The following is a 19,210-nucleotide window of genomic DNA, read 5'->3' on the forward strand; positions in this document are numbered from 1 at the left end:
GACCTACAGGACACGGCATGTCGATGGAAAACAACGAACCAGCCCCCCAAGACCGGGTCCGCATTGACAAGTGGCTGTGGGCGGCGCGCTTTTTCAAGACCCGCGCGCTGGCTGCCCAGGCGGTTTCCGGTGGTAAGGTCCACGTGAACGGCGAGCGGGTCAGGTCATCCCGGGAACTGCACCCGGGGAATGTGCTGAGCATCCGGCGCGGCCCCTACGAGTTCGTGGTGGAGGTGCGCGGGCTGACCAAACGTCGGGTTCCGGCACCAGAAGCGGCACAACTCTACGAGGAAACCGCTGAGAGCCGCGCGACCCGGGAACGCCTCGCCCAGGAACGGCGTATGGAGACTCCCGCGGGGGAGGGACCGTCGCGCCGGCCCGACAAACGCCAGCGTCGCCGTCTGTTCCGGGTCATCGGGCACGGCGGGCGTTGAACCTGCCCCATCCACGTCCCGCGCCGACGTGACCGTACCCGTGACGCCGCTGCTCGCGGCGGACGTCATCATTGAGATGGCAGATCGGCCGGAGCGTCCCATTGTGCTCATCGAGCGGCGTAATCCGCCCTACGGGTGGGCGCTGCCCGGGGGCTTCGTGGACGTGGGGGAATGGGTGGAGCAGGCGGCGACGCGCGAGGCCTGGGAGGAGACCGGCCTACGGGTGCGGCTCAAGGTTTTGTTGGGCTGCTATTCCGATCCGCAGCGGGATTCCCGGGGCCATACCGCAAGCGCGGTATACATCGCGGAGGCCCGCGGCACGCCCGCGGCGCGCGATGACGCGCGGGACGTAGGAGTGTTCGATCCGGCGGCGGTGCCTGAACTGGCCTTCGACCACGCCCGGATCCTGGCGGACTATCTGCACTTTCGGCGCACCGGTGAGTTGCCGCTGCCCCGGGTTCCTGCGTCGGGTCAGTCTGGTGCAGATTCCTGAGCCTGAGCCTCGACTTCCCGGCGTACCTCTTCCATGTCCAGGGCCTTGGCCTTCTCCAGCACATCCTGCAGCGTAGCGGCCGGTAACGCCCCCGGCTGGGAGAAGATGATGATCTTTTCCCGGAATACCGTGAGGGTCGGGATCGAACGGATCTGGAACATGCCGGCCAGCTCCCGCTCCTCGTCCGTGTCGATCTTGCCGAACGTCACGTCCGGATGCAGCTCGGATGCGGCTTCAAAGATCGGGGCGAAGGAACGGCACGGACCGCACCACGGCGCCCAGAAGTCCAGCACTACCAGTTCGTGGTCGTTGATGATCGATTCGAAATTGTCCTTGGTGACGGCGACGGTGGCCACGGGCAGGGTCCTTTGCTGTGCAGGTGGAGTACGGGTGCAGTCTGGTGGCCAGAGCTGCGCTGCGGGCGCCAGTATACGGTAACAGGGGGTGCGCGAAAACCACTCCACAGCGCCCTCCTGCACTGGGCCACCGGTAAATCTTTGGGTAACCATCGAGACAATGCAACGCGGCCGGTCATCGCGTCATCCCGCTCCCGGGAGGGCGGCCGGTGTTACCCCAATGGGGGAGACCGGGCGCGCGCCAACTTTGTTAAGCTATCCAGATCGGGGCCGCCAGCAGGCTGGTGGTCCAACGGCGTCGGCAGGTTTGCGCGGAGGAGGCATGAGACCGTCCCATCTATTCGCCGTCCTGGAGTGCGAGTTCGTGAGCGCACGGGATGGTCAGCACACCCCGGTGATGGTGTGGGGCCCTCCGGGGATCGGCAAGTCCCAGATCGTCGCCCAGGTGGCCGCGCGCCACGGGGTTTCGATGATCGATATCCGGCTCTCGCAGATGGAACCCAGCGACCTGCGCGGGATCCCGTTCCGGTCCGGGGACACGGTGGAATGGGCGGTGCCAGGCATGCTGCCGGACGCCGAGCGGCACGGGGCTAACGGGATCCTGTTCCTGGACGAGATCACCTCGGCGCCGCCCAGTGTCTCCGCGGCCGCCTACCAGTTGATCCTGGACCGCAATCTCGGGGCCTACCGCATCCCGCCGGGCTGGGCGATCTTTGCTGCCGGGAACCGTCAGGGCGATCGGGGCGTGACCTACAGCATGCCGGCGCCCCTTGCCAACCGCTTTTCCCATTTCGAACTCGAGGTCAACCTGGATGATTGGGTGGCCTGGGCCTATCGTCACGGTATCGACGAGCGTTTGATCGCTTTTCTGCGCTTTCGGCCGGAGCTGCTGTTCGAGTTCGACCCCACCCACAACGCGATGGCCTTCCCTTCGCCGCGGTCCTGGGAGTTTGCGCACCGTGCGCTGGCGAAGTTCGGCGCGCGTGGCGATCTGTTGGGCGAGGCCCTCCAGGCCTGCGTGGGCCCGGCGGCTGGCGTGGAACTGGCGGCGTTCGTCCACAACCTGGACAAACTGCCGGACGTGGATGCCATCCTGCGCGGCGAACCCGTGGAGGTACCCAGCGAACTGGATCTGCAATACGCAGTGGCTTCTGCGCTGGTGGGGCATGCCACGCGGGTCAAGGGAAACGCGGGTGCACCGGCGGTCTACGGAAACATCATCGACTACGCAGCGCAGTTCCCGCAGCGCGAGATCGGGGTGATGCTGGTATCGGATATGCACCGGGTAATCGGTGAGGAACTGTTCACGGTTCCCCAATTCACCGAGTGGGCCAAGGTGGTGGCCGACGTCATGTTGTTTGAACTATAGGCGTCAGACCACGGCGCCGCGCACCCCCCGGGCAGGTCCCCATGGCGGACGACATCGAAACCAAGTTGAGCGCGGCCCGTACCCGGCTGATCCTGGACAAGCCGTTTCTGGGTGCGCTGGTGTTGCGGCTGCCGATGGTGAAGGCGGCGCCGAGTTGGTGCCCGACCATCGCCACCGACGCCCGCGCCGTGTACTACAACGCCGAGTATATCGCCGGTCTCAGCCTGGAACAGACCCAGTTCATGCTTGCCCACGAGGCGTTGCACTGTGCTTTGTCCCATTTCGTGCGCCGTCAGCATCGGGTACAGCGGCGCTGGGACATCGCCTGTGACCTGGCGATCAACCCGCTGTTGATTCGCGACGGCCTGCGCCCGCCGGTAGGCAGCCTCGCGGACATGAAGCTCGAGGGCATGACCGCTGAGGAGATCTATCCCCTGGTGGAGGAGACGGATCAGGACGGCCCGCTCGATCAGCACCTCTACGACGCGTCGGCGCCGGCTGCGTCGAACCCGGATCCGGAACCGGGCCAGGAGTCCGATGGGGCCGGGTCCAGCCGCCGGGATGACCACGAGGCCGGGGGTGCCCCCCAACCGGCGCCCCTGGGCGTGGCGGAGCGTGACCAGCTTGCCCACGAGTGGCGCCAGCGCCTCGCCAGCGCCGCGCAGCAGGCGCTCCAGGCCGGGAAGCTGGCGGGCGCCATGGCGCGCATCGTGGACCAGCTCCTGCAGCCGCGGCTTCCATGGCGCATGTTGTTGGCCCGCTATCTCGTTCACACCGCCCGCGAAGATTACCGCTACTCCCGGCCCTCGCGCCGCGAGGGGTCGGCTATCCTGCCGACGCTGCGCAGCGGACAGGTGGACCTGGTGGTGGTGCTGGACACCAGCGGTTCGGTAACCGACGCGGAGGTCCGTGAGTTCCTCACGGAGGTCGACGCGATCAAGGGTCAGGTCCGGGCGCGGGTCACACTACACGCCTGTGATGCGGCGTTGGCCCCCGAGGGCCCGTGGCGCTACGAGCCTTGGGAGGAGCTCGTGGCGCCACGGCATCTGCGCGGGGGCGGTGGTACGCGCTTCGGCCCGGTGTTCCAGTGGCTGGAGCGCGCGGACCACCGTCCCGACGTACTGCTGTACTTTACCGATGCCCGGGGGGAGTTCCCCGCCGCCGCGCCGCAGTTTCCAGTGATTTGGCTGGTCAAGGGTGAAGCGCCGGTGCCCTGGGGTAGCCGGATTCAGCTCAATTAGGGTATACTTCCGACCCCTTCGGAACTGGCCCGCCTCCATGGCCCATCGATATTTTTTCCGGCGCCACGGCTGACAACGGCGTGCTTGGCCCGGCCCTTTTTGGGGGGCGGGGTGCACGGCGTTCGGAAACCGTGAACCACGCACGGTCTCCGTAGCGGGGTTTGTCCTACATTTTCGATTAGAAATACTAAAAATATCCCACGGGGGTGGTTCGGGTGCCGATGGCAGTGACAATCCAGCATACCCTGGCGGGCCGGGGTGTCGCCTATGATGTGCGCGGGCATCCGCCCGTGGAGACCCTGGAAGAGGCGGCCCAGTTGTGCGGGGTGGCGTCGCGCCAGTTTGTCCGCGCGGTACTTTTGAAGGATGCCGCGGGCCCGTTGCTGGCCGTTCTTCCGTTGAGTCACCTGATCGATTTCCAGGCCTTGGAACGGTTGCTGGGCCGCCAGTTGACGCCTGCATCCGCCGAAGAAACCGCGCGGACGTTCGCCGATTGCGAACCCGGCACCGTGCCGCCGCTGGGAACCGCCTATGGCCTGGAGACCCTCATCGATACCAGCGTGTTCGATTCGGAGGACCTCTACTTCGAGCCCGGCGTCCGCGATGTACTGATCCACATGCGCCGTAGTGGGTTCCGCAGACTGCAGGCCGAAGCGGGATCCGGCGCATTCTCCCGCTCCGTGGAGCAACTGCGCGCCGCCAGCGCCCTGGGCCCAGGCGCCGATCTCAATGTTCCCGAGGGCATCGATCTGGACTCCGTGGTGGCCTCGTTTACCCCCGCCCCCGACGTGCGCCGCCACATCGAAGAGATCTATGAATTGCCGCCAATGCCGGCAATGGCGCATCGGATTCTTCAGTTGCGCTCGGATCCGGACGCCACCGCCGAGGACTTGGCGAGGATCGTGGAAGTGGATCCGAGCCTCGCGGCGCAGGTGGTCCGCTACGCCAGTTCACCGTTCTTTGGGTACCGTGGAAAACTTGAATCGATCCGCGACGCGATCTCCCGGGTGCTGGGGTTCGACATGGTCGCGAACATGGCCTTGGGCCTTGCCGCCGGGCGCACCTTCCGCAACCCGCCCGACGGACCGTTGGGTATGAACGCATTCTGGCGCCACTCGGCCTACTGTGCGGCCATGGTCCAGGCACTGGCGAAGGCGATGCCTGGCACGGCACGGCCCCGGCCCGGGTTGGTCTATCTGGCGGGCCTGCTCCACAACTTCGGTTTCCTCCTGATGGGGCATTTGTTCCAGCCGGAATTCTTTCTTCTCAATAAGCTGGTGGCGGCCAACCCCAAGACACCGGTTACTGAGATCGAGAAGCGGGTGTTGTGCATGGGGCAGGCACGCGACGTCCTGTGCATGGGTCATCCCTGCATCGGCGCCTGGCTGACCCACTCCTGGCGGCTGCCGGACGAGATCACGGTGACGGTGTGTGAGCACCACAACGAACGCTATGACGGCGAGCACGCCGTCTATCCCAACCTGGTGCTGATCGCCAACCGTCTGCTCAAGCGCCACGGAATCGGGGACGAGGCCAGTGAGGAGTTGCCCACGGAGGTGTTGTCCCGCCTCGGGCTGGAGGAGGCTCGGGTGCTGGGGATCCTGGAGGATCTGACGTCCGCCAGCAGCGAACTGGAAGCCATTGCTCGCCATCTCGCGGCCTGAAGGGGTGGGACAATCCGCCGTCGCGGGCGTCGACGCGCCGTGGCGCTTAGTCCACGGTCGCCGCCCGAACCCCGTAGCTTTCCGTATACTGACGTCGGCTGATTGATGCACTTGTTGTACGCATCTGGCAGGAAATATGTAGGTCGTAGGCTTACATCTATATCAATAATCGTTTAAATACTGATAATTCGAACTTGATCCCCGTTAGTATGTCAATGAATTCCGGCCCGGAAAGTCGGCGAATTCGCGCCGGAAGATCGGCGTGTCTGTGGCGCGCCCCGATTTCCGGGCGCCACCTGCAAGGGGGCGGTTTGCGTCAAGCGTTTGTCCTTTGCCCGCCTCCAAGGTACATTCTCTAATACGTATGCCGGGGAGACGGCGGGGGATTTCGGCGCCGAACACCAAGTCTCCGGGCACGGACGCATAAGAACAAACCAATCCGAATTTTACTGCATCACGACGACACGGAGGTCGCAGGCGAGGGTTCGATGGCGGTCGATCTGGAAGCCAAAGGGTATCATCTGGCCTCTTCCCGGAAAGTGCTCCGGCTGCTCGATGAGTTGACACAGTCCACGGCGGGGAACCTGATCTACCGCCAAGTGGAGCGTGTCCTCAACGACTACGAGGCCGAACACCTGGAAGTGGAGCAGCTCTACGCGGGCTTTGTCGGCTCGCTCCTGGATTCCTACGCCCGTGGCTTGGAGCCCAATTCATCCCAGTTGATGGAAGTGCGGCTGTTGCGCAAGTGCCTGCAGCCGCCGCTGTCCCCGTCAGAACTTCATGCCCTGCGGGATTTCGTCGATCACCACGCGCAGCAGTTGGCCCAGGGGGTGCAGAATGGGCCCCAGGGATTCCAGGCCGCCTTCGAACCCCTGTTCGAGGCCCTCGGGGTGGCGCGCCATGCGCCCACACCCGTGGTCCCGCCGCCGCGTGGTGGCGGGGAACCATACCCGCTGTCCATGCAGAACAACGGCGACGGGTCGGGTACTGCAAACGGTGCCCAGCCGCCGTCCGCGTTGCCGGAACAGCGCGTCAACGCCACCTTCCGTTCCTACCTGGATGAGAAGAGCCGCGACATCCAACAGATGCAGACCACGCTGGCGCACCAGATCATGGAGACCATCGCCCAGAACGCGGAGTTCGGGGTATTGCTAGAGGTAGTGGTCGGCGAGTTGCAGCAGGCGCGGGACGGTTCCCAGGTCGAGCAACTGCGCCAGACTTTAGTGCGCGAGATCGAGAAGCTGCTCCATGGTCACCGGGTACTGGCGGACAAGCTGGACAACACCCACAACTATTTGCAGATCCTGGAGTCGGGTAGCCAACAACTCAGCGATGAGCTGACGCGGGTGCGGCTCCTCAGCTTGACCGACGAACTCTCCGGGTTGCCCAACCGGCGCGCGTTTCTGCGTCGTCTGGAGGAGGAGGTCAGCCGCGTCCAACGCTACGGCTCACCGCTGTCCTTGGCGCTGCTCGATCTGGACAAGTTCAAAGAGGTCAATGACAAGCACGGCCACGCGGCAGGCGACGAGGTGTTGAGCACCTACGCCAAGAATGTGCTTTCGCTGTTCCGGCATCATGACCTGGTGGCCCGCTATGGCGGTGAGGAATTCGCGGTGCTGTTGCCGAATACCGACCGCAACGGGGCACTGCGCGCGCTGAACAAGGTAAAGAAGCGCGCCAGCGAGGCCTGCTACCAGTTCAGCGGCGCCGTGCGCCAGCTCCCAACCTTCTCGGCGGGATTAGCCCTGTACCAGCCCGGAGAGACGCCGAGTGCTATCATAGAGCGTGCGGACAACGCCTTGTATCGCGCCAAACGCCTCGGTCGCAACCGTATCGAACTCGACGAGACCTATGTGAGTGGCAACGGGACCAACGGTACCCAGAAGGCCACCAGCGAAAAGGGCGTATCAGAGTCCTGATCCGGATGACCTGTGACCTGGGGGGCCGGTCCTGGTCATTGCGGAAACACGAGCTTGATCAGATCCGGATAGCGTTTCACGAAGTGCGCTGTCACCTCGGCGCGCAGATATTCGGGCAGCTCGTCGAAATCCCGCCGGTTCGCCTCCGGCAGGATCAACTCCGTGACCTTGTTGCGCAGCGCCGCCGTGACCTTTTCCCGGATCCCGCCCACCGCCAGAATTCGGCCTGTGAGGGTCAGTTCTCCGGTCATCGCGATGGACCGGTGCACCGCTTCCTTGCGCGCCAGCGATAGCAGGGCGGTGGCCATGGTCACGCCCGCGCTGGGCCCGTCCTTGGGCGTGGCGCCCTCGGGCACATGCAGGTGCACGAAGGCGTCATCGAAGAAGGCCGGATCGCCATGGAACCGTTTGAGCCGCGATGAGATGTAGCTGTAGGCGATCTCCGCCGACTCTTTCATTACGTCGCCCAGTTGTCCCGTCAGCTTGAGGCCGCGGTTCCTGGTATGGACCAAGGTCGCTTCGATATTGAGCGTGACGCCGCCGAGCGGGGTCCATGCGAGACCCGTGGTGATTCCGATGCCGCTGAAGGGTTTCTCGCGGGTGTACACCGGCTTGCCGAGGAAATCCTGCAGTTCCCGCACCCCGACGGTGATGCGTTTGCGTTCCCCGCGCAAGATCCGCACCGCGGCCTTGCGGGTGATCCGTCCCAGCTGCTTCTCCAGGTTCCGGACCCCTGCCTCCCGGGCGTAGCCCTCCACCAGGTGCCGCAGCGCGGACGTGGTGATGCGTAGCTGCGAGGCCTTGATGCCGGCCCGGGCGAGACGCTGGGGCCACAGGTGGTGGCGTGCGATTTGGACCTTCTCGGCGGTTACATAGCCCGCCAGGCGGATGATCTCCATGCGGTCCAGGAGTGGTGCCGGCACCGTGTCCAGCTGGTTGGCCGTGCATACGAACAGGATCTTCGACAGGTCGAAGCGCATGTCCAGGTAATGGTCCAGGAACTCGGCATTCTGCTCCGGATCCAACACCTCCAGGAGCGCGGACGCGGGGTCGCCGAGGAACGACGCGCCGATCTTGTCGATCTCATCCAGCATGATGACCGGGTTCGCGACGCCGACCTCCTTCAGGGCCTGGATCGGCTTGCCGGGCATGGCGCCGATATAGGTGCGGCGGTGGCCCTTGATTTCGGCCTCGTCGCGCATCCCACCCAGGGAGAACCGGTAAAACTTGCGCCCCAAGGCCGTGGCGATGGAACGGCCGAGTGACGTCTTCCCGACCCCCGGCGGACCCACCAACAAAAGGATCGAGCCGGCCACCTCGCCGCGGATGATCCCCACCGCGAGGAACTCCAGAATACGTTCCTTGACGTCGTCGAGGCCGTCATGGTCCTGGTCGAGGCGCTTGCGGGCGCTCTCCAGATCCAGCTTGGACTCGGAGTAGACGCCCCACGGCAGAGAGCTTGCCCAGTCCAGGTAGTTCCTGGTAACCGCGTACTCCGGCGTCCCGGATTCGAGCACCGCAAGCTTCTCCAGTTCGTCGTCGACCCGGGCGCGCGCTGCCTCCGGAAGCTCAAGTTTCTCCAGCCGCCCCCGGAACCGGTCCAGGTCGGCGGTGCGGTCGTCCTTGGCGAGCCCGAGCTCCTTCTGGATGGCCCTGAGCTGCTCGCGCAGGAAGAATTTGCGCTGCTGCTCGGACATCGTCTCCTCGACCTGTTCGCGAATTTTCGCCTGGAGCTTGGCGACCTCCAGCTCCTTTTTGAGGAGCACCAACACCTTTTCCATGCGCCGCAGGATCGGCAGGGTCTCCAGAACGTCTTGCAACGCCTCCCGGGGCGCGGTGCTTAGGGTGGCCGCGAAGTCCGCCAGCGGTGACGGCTCGTTGGGACTGAACCGGTTCAGAAAGAACTTCAGCTCCTCGCTGTAGAGCGGGTTGAGCGGCACCAGCTCCTTGATGGTATTGATGACCGCGAGCGCGTACGCACGGATCTCGTCCGTGCTCTCCACCGGGCTTTCCGGGTAGTCCACCTGTACCAGGAACGGAGGCTGGCGTGACAACCAGGTCACGATGCGGAAACGCTGCAGCCCTTCCGCGACGAACTGGATCCGCCCATCGGCCCGCATCGGATGATGCATGCGTACCGCGGTACCGATGACATGGAAGTCCGCGGGCCGGGCCTGTTCGGCGTGCTCGGTGCGGATCAGTGCCAGGCCCACCGCATGATGGGGAGTGTCCCCCACACCCTGGACCGTTTCCAGCCACGCCTCCTCGTTCAAAATCAAGGGCAGCGACTGCGCGGGAAAGAACGGACGTTCAGTCAGGGGCAGCAGGTGCAGCGTCCCGGGCATCACGTTTCCGGGTAGCGCCAGATCGAAGCCCGGGGATACCCTTTCCCGGGTTTCGTTAATTTCGGCCTCGATCAGTTCGTCTTTCGTGTTTTTCATTCTTGGCGATCCGTCTGCTGGTTTAGATGTTCCGTGTTGTTGTCCGGCCTCCAAACGTGAAACACGACGCCGGAATGGAGTGCCACGCCGGTCCGGCGTGCATGCTGATTCATGGCATACCCGGCTCGGGCATGCGGCGCACGAAGCATTCAAACACCGCAGGTTGGTCCATGCCATGTTCCAGGTAACCCTGGAGCATCGTGAGCTGGTAGAGGTCGGTGACGGTCGCGGATGGATAGTCGGCCATGGCTAGCCTGCTTTGGGTTCCGCCGGGTGCGCTCTGCCGGTCCCGGCGCCGGTTCGTGGGCAGGGCAGACCTGGGGCGCCCTGCATATACTCGGGTCGGAGGTGCCGGCTTTCAAGGCCAGTGGAGGCCTTACTGTAGATCTGGTTCACCGCAATGGCGCAGGATCGCCTGCCGGGCCGCGTCACGCAGCGCCAGCGCCGCCGCCCAGTCTTCACCGGATGGCTGGATCGGAGCACCGATGGTGATCTCCACGGAACCTCGCATTGGGAACCATTCGCTGCCCCGCAGCATGGCGCGGGTACCACGGATCGCGATGGGGATTACCGGTACCCGGGCCTGGGCGGCTGCCACAAAGGCGCCCATGCGGAACGGTTGTAGGCCTGGGGCGCCCACGAAGGTCCCCTCCGGAAACAGCAGCAGGCTGGTACCGTCGCGTACCACTTCGGTTAGGGCCTCGGCATCCTGTGCCCCGCGGCGTGGATCGAAGCGATCCACGAACCGAGTGCCGATGCGCTCCAGCAGACTGCGGACCAGCGGGGCGTCTTGTAACTCGCGTTTGGCCACGATCCGGTAGCGGCCGGGTAGCAGACCCCAGAGCAGGATCCCGTCCAGATAGCTCGCATGGTTGGAGACCAGGACGCGGGCGCCGTCCCGGGGGAGTGGTTGCAGCACCCGCACGTGGCACGGCGTGCCAGTAAACCATAACAGGCCACGGGCCGCGGCGCGCGAACCCCGGATGCGCCAGGAGTGTCGTGGTAGGAAGGTGGCGAGCAGCGCGAAGGATGCCATGGTGAAGAACACCAGCCAGGCGTAGGCCGCGTATAGGGTGCGTTGGGTCGCGGACGCCGCGCGCCGCAGGGATGGGCCAACGGCTGCGAGACGTAGACGCAGAAATTGAGCCCATACCGCCGAGCGCCGCCCCAGGGCATCGCGTTCGTAGAGTTGCCGGCAAGCGTTACGCCGGATCTTTCCGCTGGAGGTCTTGAGCACGGTGCGCGGTGCCGCCAGGACGACGTCGTCGGGCGGGATCTGCAGGAGGTCCAAGGTGCGTTGGTAGATGCGCTGGCGCAATTGTTCGAGGGAGCGTGGGTCCCGCTCGCGGGTCTCCGCCAGCACTACCAGCCGCTCGTTCCCCGACCCCGGATCTGGGCTCGCGAACACGGCAACGCTGTTTTTGCGGATGCCGCTCAGGTCTCCCACTGCCTGCTCCAGCTCATAGGGATAGAAGTTGCGGCCGCCACGGATGATCAGTTCCTTCGCGCGCCCCGTCAAATAGATCTCGCCGTCCGCCAAGTAGCCGTAGTCGCCGGTCTCCAGCCACCCGTCGCGGAGCAGTTCGGCACTGGCCTCTGGATTGCGGTAGTAACCACGGGTCGCCGATGGGCCGCGGAAGCGGATGTGTCCCACTGTGCGTTCCGCTAACGCGCGCCCCGCATCGTCCACGACCTGGATCTGGTGCCCGGGCAGCGCCCGTCCGCAACTGGGGACCTGCGCCGCTATCGCCGTATCCGCCGCGGCCGTTTGTACGCGGCGGCCCGGCTGCAGGCTGTCCCGTTGCACATGATCGATCCGTGGGCCACGGCCCAGGGGTGGGAACGCCAGGCCCACTGAACACTCCGCGAGACCGTATACCGGGGTCATGGCCGTGCGCCGGAACCCCAGGGGGGCGTAGCGGGTGATGAAATGCTCCAAGGTCCTGGCATGGACTGGCTCGGCGCCGTTGAATGCCACCCGCCAGCTACTGAGATCCAACCCCTCCAAGTCCTCGTTTGCCAAGCGGCTGGCGCACAGGTCGTAGGCGAAGTTGGGTGCTGCGGAAAGTGTGCCCCGGTAGGTGTGTATCGCCTGCAACCAGCGTTGCGGGCGCGCCACGAACGCCAACGGCGGCATCACTACCAGCGGATGTCCGTGGTAGAGGCTGCCGAGCCAGGCGCCGATCAGGCCCATGTCGTGATACAGGGGCAGCCAGCTCACAAAGACGTCGTCGTCACGAACCTCGATCGCAGCGCCCATGGCACGAATGTTGGCCAGCAGATTGCCGTTGCGCAGCGCCACCCCTTTGGGGTCACCGGTACTCCCGGAGGTGTACTGAATTAACGCCAAGTCATCCGCGGCGCGGCGCTGGTGCAAACGCCCGCCCGGCGCCGCCAGATCCTCTGGAGTGACGACGGCCCGCAGTGCGGGCAGCCGCGCGCGCAACAGGCGTGCCGCGGTACGTGCCTGAGGGAACGTTACCAGGAACGTCGCCTCGGCGTTGGCGAGGATCCCGCTCTGGCGCTTGAGGTGTTCCTCTATCTGGGTCATGCGCAGGGGTGGGTAGAGGGGCACCGGAACGCCTCCCGCCAGGAGGATGCCCATGAAGGTCTGGAAGAACTCATTCCCAGTGGGCAGCATCAGGGCCACGGGCTGGCCGGGAGTGAGTCCGAGGTCGCCGAGGCCGGAGGCCAGCGCCTCGGCGGCGCGCAGGAGTTCAGCGTAGGAACTTGTCGCCGCCTGCGGCGCATCGCCGACCACGTGCAGATGTATTTGATCGGGGTGCTGCTCGGCGTGCCACGCTAGGGCCGCCGTCAGACTCGGCGTATCGGCCGGGATGCGGCGCGTGTCATGGTGTCTTTGAGCGGCCGGCACCGGCGTCGCGGGGCGCGGTGCCGGTGCCGGATGCCACCCGGTGACCGCCGCCAGGAGCTGGCGGGGGGTCTGCGCGGTTACCGCCTGTTCCTCGTCGAGGTGCCAGCCCAGCGTCCGTTCCATGCGCAACAGCAGTTCCATGCGGCCCAAGCTGTCGATCCCGGCGTCGGCGTCCAGCGCGCTGTCCAGGGACAACGACGGGCCGTGCACACCGGGGCGTAGCTCCTGGGCCAGATCCCGGATCAGTGCCAGCAGCGGTTCGCCGGACGCAGGGGCGGGGGGGCTGGACAACAGGCTATCTCTCACCAGGGCGGCTGGGTGGTCCCTGGATTCTATGCTATTTTACCCCTCTTGGGACTGGGGACCTGTGCCATCCGTGCACGCACCGCGCCTGTTACTGTATGCGTTTGGGCTCCTCGTCGCGTGCCAGGCGCAGGCTGCGCCCGGTTCCGCCCTGCTCCTGGAAGTGCGCGGTGTCATCGGTCCGGCCACCAGCGACTACGTGCAGCGCGGCCTGGAGGAGGCGCGTACCCAGCACGCGCCGGTGGTCATCCTGGAAATGGATACCCCTGGTGGCCTGGATTCCGCGATGCGTGAGATCATCCGCGCGATCCTGGCCTCGCCGGTTCCGGTGGTGACCTATGTGGCCCCGAGCGGGGCGCGGGCCGCCAGCGCGGGTACCTACATCCTCTATGCGAGCCAGGTCGCCGCCATGGCGCCGGGCACCAACCTGGGCGCCGCCACGCCGGTGTCGATCGGCGGCCTGCCCGGTGGCGGCGCGGACGGCGCTGGCCAGGGTGGTACAGGGGGCGCAGAGGAAGAGCGCAACGCGCGGCAGGCACCCGCGGATACCATGAAACATAAGATGATCAACGACGCGGCGGCTTATATCCGCAGCCTCGCGGAGCTCCGGGGGCGCAACGCCCAGTGGGCCGAGGAGGCGGTGCGTCAGGCGGCGAGTCTGTCGGCGCAGAACGCCCTGAAACGCCACGTCATCGACCTGATGGCGCCGGATGTGCCGCGGTTGCTCGTGGCCCTGGACGGGCGTAGGGTGCAGGTGGCGGGGGCGGAGTTGGTGCTGCATACCCGCGGGCTGGCCGTGGAGGTCCTGCGGCCTGACTGGCGCACCCGGTTGCTGGGGGTCATCACGGATCCCAACATCGCCTATATCCTTATGCTGGTGGGGATCTACGGGCTGATCTTCGAATTCGCAAATCCGGGTTATGTTCTGCCCGGCGTGACGGGCGCGATTTCCCTGTTGCTCGCGCTGTATGCGTTCCAGGTTCTGCCGGTGAACTACGCGGGGCTGGGCCTGCTTCTGCTGGGGATCCTCTTCATGGTGGCGGAAGTGTTCGTGCCGAGTTTCGGGGCGCTGGGGGTGGGTGGTGTGCTGGCGTTCGTGATGGGTTCCGTATTGCTGTTCAGCACCGGCGCCGGCAACTACGGCGTCGCCTACCCACTGATCGCCGGCGTTGCGCTGGCCAGCGCGCTGTTCCTGATCGGGGCCGTGGGACTGATCGTGAAGGCCCGCCGCGGACCAGTGGTAAGCGGCCCCGAGGAATTGCTCCAGTCCCGCGGGGAGGCCTTGGAGGATTTCCATGGGATAGGCAAGATCCGGATCCACGGCGAGATCTGGGCCGCCCGATGTGACACGCCCGTGCACAAGGGCGAGCGGGTACGGGTGCTGCGTCGTGAGGGTCTCACGCTGATTGTTGAACCGCAGGCAGGGGAGAAGGCCGATGCTTAGCACGGGTCTGGTGGTGACCGTCCTGGTCTTGGGGCTGCTGGTGTCCTCGGTCCGGGTGCTGCGTGAGTATGACCGGGGCGTGATCTTCCTGATGGGCCGCTTCTACAAGGTCAAGGGTCCCGGGATGATCATCGTGGTGCCGGCGATCCAGCAGATGGTACGCATCGACATGCGCACCATCGTCATGGACGTGCCGAGCCAGGACGTGATTTCCCGTGATAACGTGTCGGTGAAGGTGAGCGCGGTGTTGTACTTCCGCGTCATCGACCCGGAGAAGGTGGTAATCCAGGTGGAGGACTACTATTCCGCCACCAGTCAACTTGCCCAGACCACGTTGCGGGCGGTGCTCGGCAAACACGATCTGGACGACATGCTGGCGGAGCGGGATAAGCTCAACGCGGACATCCGGAAGATACTCGATGGGCAGACCGACGCGTGGGGCATCAAGGTCGCCACCGTCGAGATCAAACACGTGGACCTGGAAGGCACCATGATCCGCGCTATCGCGCGTCAGGCGGAAGCCGAGCGGGAGCGCCGCGCGAAGGTCATCAACGCGGAAGGCGAGTTGCAGGCCGCAGAGAAACTGTTCCAGGCGGCAAAGATTCTGGCCCAGCAGCCCCAGGCCCTGCAGCTGCGCTATCTGGAGACGGTGCTGGGTATTGCCGGCGACAAGAGTTCGACCATCGTGTTCCCGATCCCGCTGGAGATGTTCGAGCCGTTTCGCAAGATCGCCGAGAAGATCGCCGAGCACTGACTGGGGGACAGTTGGGCGCGCCGTGCGTTGGCGCGCTGTTGGGGGCGTGGTGGGTACAGGCAAGCCAGCACTGGAGGAGCGCCGCGAGAGCGGTCGACGGCGGCGTCGCGATCGCCGCACGGAGGCGTACCCGGTCCCAGGTGCCCGGATCCCGGGCTGGCCGGAACAGTGCATCCAGTTCGTGACCCGGTATCTGTTCGTGGGGCTGGGCCTGCTGTTCTTCAGCGGGATCACCGATGTTGCGCCCACCTGGTTGTCCAGCAGCCAGCTCGACGGGGTGTTTGCGGTCTATACCCTCATCACCACCGCCGCTTTTTTGCACGCCCGCAGTGTCCCGTATTCGCCCGTCCGGTACCGCATCGCCATGTGGGTGGATGTCCTGATGGTTACCACCGCGGTCCTGAACGATCCCCACGACATCCCGCCATCGGTGCTGGTCTACATCATGGTGGTGTTGGGCAACGGCATGCGCTACGGAATGCGTTTGTTCGCCGAGGCGGTGGTAGGCTGTTTCGCCGGGGCGATGGTGGCGTTCAGCCTGCGCCATACCGGCTCGCTGGGGAATCTTGATTCCGGCGTGGTGTTCCTGAACCTATTCGGCGCCATCATCCTCGTCTACGCCTACATTCTAATGAGCCGGATCGAGTCCTCCCGGCAGCTGCTGGAGGCCCATAGCCGGCGGGACAACCTCACCGGGTTGCTGAACCGCCGCGCCCTGGAGGAGGACGCGGGACGGCTGTTCGAGCGCGTGAAACGCGGCGGTCAGCGTTTGGTGGTGATGTTCGCGGACTTGGACAATTTCAAATCGGTTAACGATACCCTGGGCCATTCCGCTGGCGACCAGGTGCTGGTCCAGTTCGCCGCCATTGTGAGTCAGAGTATTCGCCGGTCGGATATGGGCGCGCGTTATGGGGGGGATGAGTTTGTGCTGGTGTTCCCGGATATCTCCCTGGCGGATGCGGACCGCATCGCCCACCGCATCCGCTCCGCGTTCGCGACCTGGACGGCGCAGCAGCATATCGATTGCAACGCCACCATCGGCATCGGTGAGGCGCCGGCCCACGGTAGTGATCTGGCTGCCATGTTGGATTCCGTCGACCGGGCCATGTACGCCGCCAAAAGCGGCGGCGGCGGCGGTGTCCGACATGTGGCCGCGCCGGGCGGACCGGTTTCGCACGCGGGGCTGGTTCAATGAACCGAGGTGTACCATCCGCACGACGCGCGGGTGGCCCCCGGGCCGCGCCCGAAGGCGACTCGTTGCCCTCTGCCGCCGATGTGACGCGCGCGGAGCAGTTCCTTGACGCCCTGTGGATGGAGCGTGGTTTGAGCGCGAATACCCTCGCCGCCTATCGCACGGACCTGCTCCAGTTCGCCGCCTGGCTCGCGGCGCGCGACACCGCCCTGGCGGGGGTGACCCGTGAGGACGTGCAGCGATATCTGGCGTGGCGCGTGGAGCAGGGAGGCAAGCCCCGGTCCACGGCACGGCTGTTATCCAGCCTGCGCCGCTTCTATCGGTATATGGTGCGCGAGGGCGGCATCGCCGGCGACCCCACCGCGCGGATCGACGGGCCCAAGCTGGGTCGCCCGCTGCCCAAGTCACTCACTGAGGTGGAGGTGGAGGCGCTGTTGGACGCCCCGGGCACCGGGGATCCCATCGGGCTGCGCGACCGCGCCATGCTGGAGCTGTTGTACGCCTGCGGGCTACGGGTCTCGGAGTTGGTGGGGCTGAATACCGCGCAACTCAATCTGCGCCAGGGGGTGGTGCGGGTCACCGGCAAGGGCGACCGGGAACGCATCATCCCGATGGGGGAAGTGGCCTCCGGTTGGTTGGAGCGCTATCTGGCGCACGGGCGGCCGCTGCTGCTCAGGGCCGGTGTAGACAGCGCACTGTTTCTCACCCGCCGCGGGACCTCCATGACTCGGCAGGCGTTCTGGTATCTGATCCGGCGTTATGCCCGCCGCGCCGGCATTCACAAGCCCCTGTCCCCGCACACGCTGCGCCACGCCTTCGCCACCCATTTGCTCAACCATGGGGCGGACCTGCGGGTCGTTCAGCTACTGTTAGGCCACAGTGACCTGTCCACCACGCAGATTTACACCCATGTTGCGCGGGAGCGGCTCAAGGACCTGCACGCACGGCATCATCCACGCGGCTGACTCGGCGTTGTTCCTTGCCGCCGCATCCGGATTCGGCGCGCCTGATCGGAGGCATGCGGCGACGGTCTTCAACGTTATCGTCGTTGCACAGTGAGATTGATGCGTACAACCAGCGTGGAGATCCGGGCGCGCTACCTGCGCTATCCGAACGCAGACCTCAGCACGCCGACCTATGACAGCGCGGTTCAGTGCAGGGCAGCGAACATCCGGGTGCGGTAGCGGTGGACCAGTTCGTTCTGTTCTCCCAGCAGGCTGAACAGTTTCAACATGGACTCCCGCGGCGCACCGTCCCGAAAGCCGCGGTCGCGTTGCAGCAGGTCCAGGAGTTGTTCCAGGGCGGTCTCATAGTCCCCATCCAGGATCCGGCGCACCGCCAGATGGAACCGCGCCTCGCTGCTGTTCGGGTCCTGTTCCAGGCGCTGGGACAGGCTCCCGTCGTCGGGTGTCTCTTGGGCCAACCGGGCGAAATCGAGCAGCGCCTGGATTTGCAACGCTTCGCCGCTTTCGCGTGCCGCCGCGGGCAGATCCTGGAGGCTGCGGGCGGCGGCTTCAAAGTCACCTAGACCCAGTTGGACGCGGGCCAGGCGCAGGCCGATCCGGGGATTTCCGGCATCCAGGGCGGCCGCTTCTTCGAGTAGCGCGAGCGCCGTTGCCACGTCGCCGCGTTGGTAGGCGGCGTCGGCGTCCCGCAGGACCGGGTCGCTGTACTGGACTACATGGCGATCTACCAGGACCCGCAAATCGGCCTCCGGCTGACCACCGATGATGTCCTCCACCATCTCCCCATTGCGGTAGAGCTTCAGGTTGGGGATGCTGCGGATGCCGTGTTCCTGGGCGAGTTGTTTCTCGGTGTCGGTGTTGACCTTGGCGATCAGCAGCCGTTCCCCGTAGTGCTCCGCCAGCCGGTCCAACACCGGTGCCAGCATCCGGCACGGTCCGCACCAGGGGGCCCAGAAGTCCACCAGTACCGGCCGCACCCGGGACTGCTCCACCACCTGGGCGGCAAACGTGTCCTGGGTGACTTCCACCACATTGCTAGCGTCCGCCATGGTTCGGAATCCTTGCGTGGTAACACCGGGTCCGGTGGCGGGGCGCATCGTAGGCCCCGGTCTGAACGACAATCTGGGGGCGCGGGTCGGAGGAATCAAGCCGCGGCGCGTGGATAGTCGGTGGGATGACCGCCGCTCTCGGGAGAGCGGCGGATTTCTGTTCAGCGCTCCAGGTACTTGAGTTTGTCAGTTACCTCGTCCCACTGGGCCGCGTCCGGGGGTGCATCCTTCTTCTGATTGATGACCGGCCAGATTTGGGCCAGTTCCGCGTTCAATTCCAGGAACGATTCCTGCCCCTCAGGGATATCGTCTTCCGGGAAGATGGCGGTCACCGGGCACTCGGGCTCGCACAGGGTACAGTCGATACACTCTTCCGGATCGATCACCAGGAAATTGGGACCCTCATGGAAACAGTCCACTGGGCAGACTTCCACGCAGTCGGTGTATTTGCACTTGATGCAGTTCTCGATAACGACAAAGGTCATTGGGGGTCTCCGCTCCTGATGCCAGCCAGCCCGGCGGCGCCCGGGGCAGCCGGGCGCGATGGTGGCCTAATGTTAATCAGAAACGTGCCGATTATCGAGATCGGAGCGGAATTTGGTCCACATCGGGTCTAAGGCACACATCTTGCACCGGATTTGAGACGGCCGGCGCGATTCGGTGCGGTTCTGAGGCCGTGGCCCGGCGTACGACGGGGGTTTTCGCCCGGTG

Annotated in this window: 15 protein-coding genes; 10 read left to right on the forward strand and 5 right to left on the reverse strand. The window is 65.4% G+C overall.

All coding sequences use genetic code 11. From position 1 onward, the window contains the following. The first annotated feature begins 17 nt into the window (after positions 1 to 17). Positions 18 to 434: an RNA-binding protein gene (locus B7Z66_04250; protein OYV77605.1), complete on the forward strand. Its 417-nt coding sequence runs from the start codon at positions 18 to 20 to the stop codon at positions 432 to 434. 28 nt (positions 435 to 462) lie between these two features. Then, positions 463 to 927 (forward strand): NUDIX hydrolase, encoded by a 465-nt coding sequence (locus tag B7Z66_04255; protein ID OYV77606.1) that lies wholly within the window; start codon positions 463 to 465, stop codon positions 925 to 927. Here B7Z66_04255 and B7Z66_04260 read toward each other — a convergent pair. After that, complete coding sequence (locus tag B7Z66_04260) at positions 906 to 1,283, reverse strand: thioredoxin (protein OYV77607.1); 378 nt, start codon at positions 1,281 to 1,283, stop codon at positions 906 to 908. The genes B7Z66_04255 and B7Z66_04260 overlap by 22 nt on opposite strands. Positions 1,284 to 1,605: 322 nt before the next feature. Between B7Z66_04260 and B7Z66_04265 the strand changes: the two genes are divergently transcribed. The 4 genes from B7Z66_04265 (at position 1,606) to B7Z66_04280 (ending at position 7,476) form a co-directional block, all read left to right on the forward strand. Then, positions 1,606 to 2,652: an ATPase gene (locus tag B7Z66_04265; protein ID OYV77608.1), complete on the forward strand. Its 1,047-nt coding sequence runs from the start codon at positions 1,606 to 1,608 to the stop codon at positions 2,650 to 2,652. A 41-nt stretch (positions 2,653 to 2,693) separates the two neighbouring features. Beyond that, positions 2,694 to 3,893, forward strand: a complete 1,200-nt coding sequence (locus B7Z66_04270; GenBank protein OYV77609.1) for a hypothetical protein — start codon at positions 2,694 to 2,696, stop codon at positions 3,891 to 3,893. Between the two features lie 221 nt (positions 3,894 to 4,114). Then, positions 4,115 to 5,557 (forward strand): hypothetical protein, encoded by a 1,443-nt coding sequence (locus B7Z66_04275; GenBank protein OYV77610.1) that lies wholly within the window; start codon positions 4,115 to 4,117, stop codon positions 5,555 to 5,557. A gap of 488 nt (positions 5,558 to 6,045) precedes the next feature. Then, complete coding sequence (locus B7Z66_04280; protein ID OYV77611.1) at positions 6,046 to 7,476, forward strand: hypothetical protein; 1,431 nt, start codon at positions 6,046 to 6,048, stop codon at positions 7,474 to 7,476. A 35-nt stretch (positions 7,477 to 7,511) separates the two neighbouring features. Here B7Z66_04280 and B7Z66_04285 read toward each other — a convergent pair whose 3' ends face one another. Together B7Z66_04285 and B7Z66_04290 are read right to left on the reverse strand one after the other, a co-directional pair. After that, positions 7,512 to 9,917 carry an endopeptidase La gene (locus B7Z66_04285; GenBank protein ID OYV77612.1) on the reverse strand — a complete coding sequence of 802 codons (2,406 nt, stop codon included), beginning with the start codon at positions 9,915 to 9,917 and terminating at the stop codon, positions 7,512 to 7,514. A gap of 376 nt (positions 9,918 to 10,293) precedes the next feature. Continuing rightward, the gene (locus tag B7Z66_04290; GenBank protein OYV77651.1) at positions 10,294 to 13,086 is read right to left on the reverse strand and encodes a hypothetical protein; all 2,793 of its coding nucleotides are present in this window, start codon (positions 13,084 to 13,086) and stop codon (positions 10,294 to 10,296) included. Positions 13,087 to 13,126: 40 nt separating this feature from the next. On the opposite strand from B7Z66_04290, the gene B7Z66_04295 reads away from it, so the two are divergent. The 4 genes from B7Z66_04295 to B7Z66_04310 are packed head-to-tail and all read left to right on the forward strand — an operon-like array spanning position 13,127 to position 17,450. Continuing rightward, positions 13,127 to 14,539, forward strand: coding sequence for a serine protease (locus tag B7Z66_04295; protein OYV77613.1), 1,413 nt, complete (start codon positions 13,127 to 13,129; stop codon positions 14,537 to 14,539). Next, the gene (locus B7Z66_04300; GenBank protein ID OYV77614.1) at positions 14,532 to 15,293 is read left to right on the forward strand and encodes a hypothetical protein; all 762 of its coding nucleotides are present in this window, start codon (positions 14,532 to 14,534) and stop codon (positions 15,291 to 15,293) included. The genes B7Z66_04295 and B7Z66_04300 overlap by 8 nt, the downstream gene beginning before the upstream one ends. Positions 15,294 to 15,339: 46 nt before the next feature. Next, complete coding sequence (locus tag B7Z66_04305) at positions 15,340 to 16,488, forward strand: hypothetical protein (protein OYV77615.1); 1,149 nt, start codon at positions 15,340 to 15,342, stop codon at positions 16,486 to 16,488. Continuing rightward, the gene (locus B7Z66_04310) at positions 16,485 to 17,450 is read left to right on the forward strand and encodes a site-specific tyrosine recombinase XerD (protein OYV77616.1); all 966 of its coding nucleotides are present in this window, start codon (positions 16,485 to 16,487) and stop codon (positions 17,448 to 17,450) included. Before B7Z66_04305 ends, B7Z66_04310 begins: the two co-directional genes overlap by 4 nt. 185 nt (positions 17,451 to 17,635) lie before the next feature. Here B7Z66_04310 and B7Z66_04315 read toward each other — a convergent pair whose 3' ends face one another. Both B7Z66_04315 and B7Z66_04320 read right to left on the reverse strand, forming a co-directional pair. Next, the gene (locus B7Z66_04315; GenBank protein ID OYV77617.1) at positions 17,636 to 18,547 is read right to left on the reverse strand and encodes a thioredoxin; all 912 of its coding nucleotides are present in this window, start codon (positions 18,545 to 18,547) and stop codon (positions 17,636 to 17,638) included. Positions 18,548 to 18,660: 113 nt separating this feature from the next. Then, positions 18,661 to 18,984: a ferredoxin gene (locus B7Z66_04320; GenBank protein OYV77618.1), complete on the reverse strand. Its 324-nt coding sequence runs from the start codon at positions 18,982 to 18,984 to the stop codon at positions 18,661 to 18,663. Between the last annotated feature and the right edge of the window lie 226 nt (positions 18,985 to 19,210).

Source organism: Chromatiales bacterium 21-64-14 (assembly GCA_002255365.1).
Classification (GTDB): Bacteria; Pseudomonadota; Gammaproteobacteria; order 21-64-14; family 21-64-14; genus 21-64-14.